This window comes from Vibrio sp. Vb0349, assembly GCF_033338975.1.
Window position 1 is genome coordinate 1 of record NZ_JAWOTS010000196.1, and the last position, 1,404, is coordinate 1,404.

Here is a 1,404-nt window from a genome sequence, read left to right on the forward strand (position 1 = left end):
TGGCGCTGTTGTCTTTCGCCGTTGCGCTTTCTTGCACTTTGCCTTTCAGGCTGACCACTTCTTTTTCTGGCAATTCTGCTGCTTCACCGAAGAACTTACCGCCCGGTTCAATGCTCAGATTGTTGCTCCAGATTTTACCACTGACACGGCCTTTAGTGAGTACTTGGATGTGCTCTGCGTGACAGTTTCCGTCCAGAATACCATTGATGATCAGCTGCTTGGCATACACATCGCCAGTGACTCTACCGCTTTCTGCAACGACTAACGTGCCTTCGACATTCAGTTGACCATCGACGATGCCGTCAATCTGGACGTCGTTTTCTACTTTGAGTTCTCCGCTAACAGTACAGCCTTTGGCGATGAGAGTTGAAGCTGCTGAGCTACTCGTTGTTCCACGGTTTTTATCAAAGATTCCCATCGTATTTTTCGCTCCTTAGTAAAGATATCTTCAAAATTATTAAGGCTCCAATCAACAAACGGTTTTGGGTTCAATGCTCGTCCCACAAAGCGCACTTCGTAGTGCAGATGTGGGCCAGAAGAGAGCCCACTGTTGCCAGAAATCCCAATCAAATCGCCTTTTCTTACGAATTGGCCGCTTTGCACTTTGAATTTCTTTAAGTGCGAGTAAGAACTGGTAAAACCGAAAGAGTGCTGTAGCCTCAGAAAGTTGCCAGAGCCGGTATTGCTGCGACGAGTGACTTCCACCACGCCATCGGCAGGGGCATAAATTTTTGTTCCGATGTTCACCGCGAAATCTAATCCGCGGTGCATTTTCGCTACCTTGGTGACAGGATGAATACGTTTGCCAAAACCGGATGAAAGTCGAACTTTACCCACTGGCGAACCGTTTGGAATTTGATTGAGCATCAGCGTTCGTACATTCGAAGTGATCGCTGCTGAATCTAATCGAGTATCCAAATCTTCATTGGTGGCGTGATTATCCACGCCAAGCACTTTTTCTAGCTCGCCTAAGCGCTCGGAAACCAACTGAACCCGCTCCTCTCGCTCAGAAAGGTCGTTTTCTAGTTCAGACTTCAACGCCTTTAATGTACTGAGCTCTTCGCCCATGCTGCGTGAGTGCTCGGTGAGCTGCGCTTGTTTCATCGCTGCGCTATCGACCCGCGCGTAGAGATGGTTTATGAGAATGGCGGTAGCTGCCAAAGTCAGTACAAATAGCCCTAAAAAGGTTTTTAGGTTGCGTTGCATCCGTTTACTGAAATACCAATGCTTGGAGCCATTGATGGTTGATATCGAGATCGTCAGTTGGTCTTTCATCATGTCGTAATGATCGTATTCTGGTATAAGCCTCGTCACTGAGTGAGCTCGACTGTAAGGAAAACCACAGGGGACTGCCAGAGGCAAATTGGAAAGAAGTGTCAGGTCGTGAGCCGTTTTCCGATATTT

At 47.6% G+C, this 1,404-nt stretch carries 2 protein-coding genes; both read right to left on the reverse strand.

Going from position 1 to position 1,404, the window contains the following annotated elements; genetic code table 11:
* On the reverse strand, positions 1-418 hold a 418-nt coding region (locus R7Q47_RS24485), incomplete at its 3' end, for a polymer-forming cytoskeletal protein (protein WP_318089834.1).
* On the reverse strand, positions 322-1,275 hold the full coding sequence (locus tag R7Q47_RS24490) for a M23 family metallopeptidase (protein WP_005455166.1): 954 nt from the start codon (positions 1,273-1,275) through the stop codon (positions 322-324). The genes R7Q47_RS24490 and R7Q47_RS24485, both read right to left, overlap by 97 nt.
* Positions 1,276-1,404: the final 129 nt, after the last annotated feature.

What these genes read in the sequence shown, in the direction of transcription:
- R7Q47_RS24490 (WP_005455166.1), bottom strand. Translation starts at nt 1,275, where the DNA reads ATGAAAGACCAACTGACGATCTCGATATCAACCATCAATGGCTCCAAG.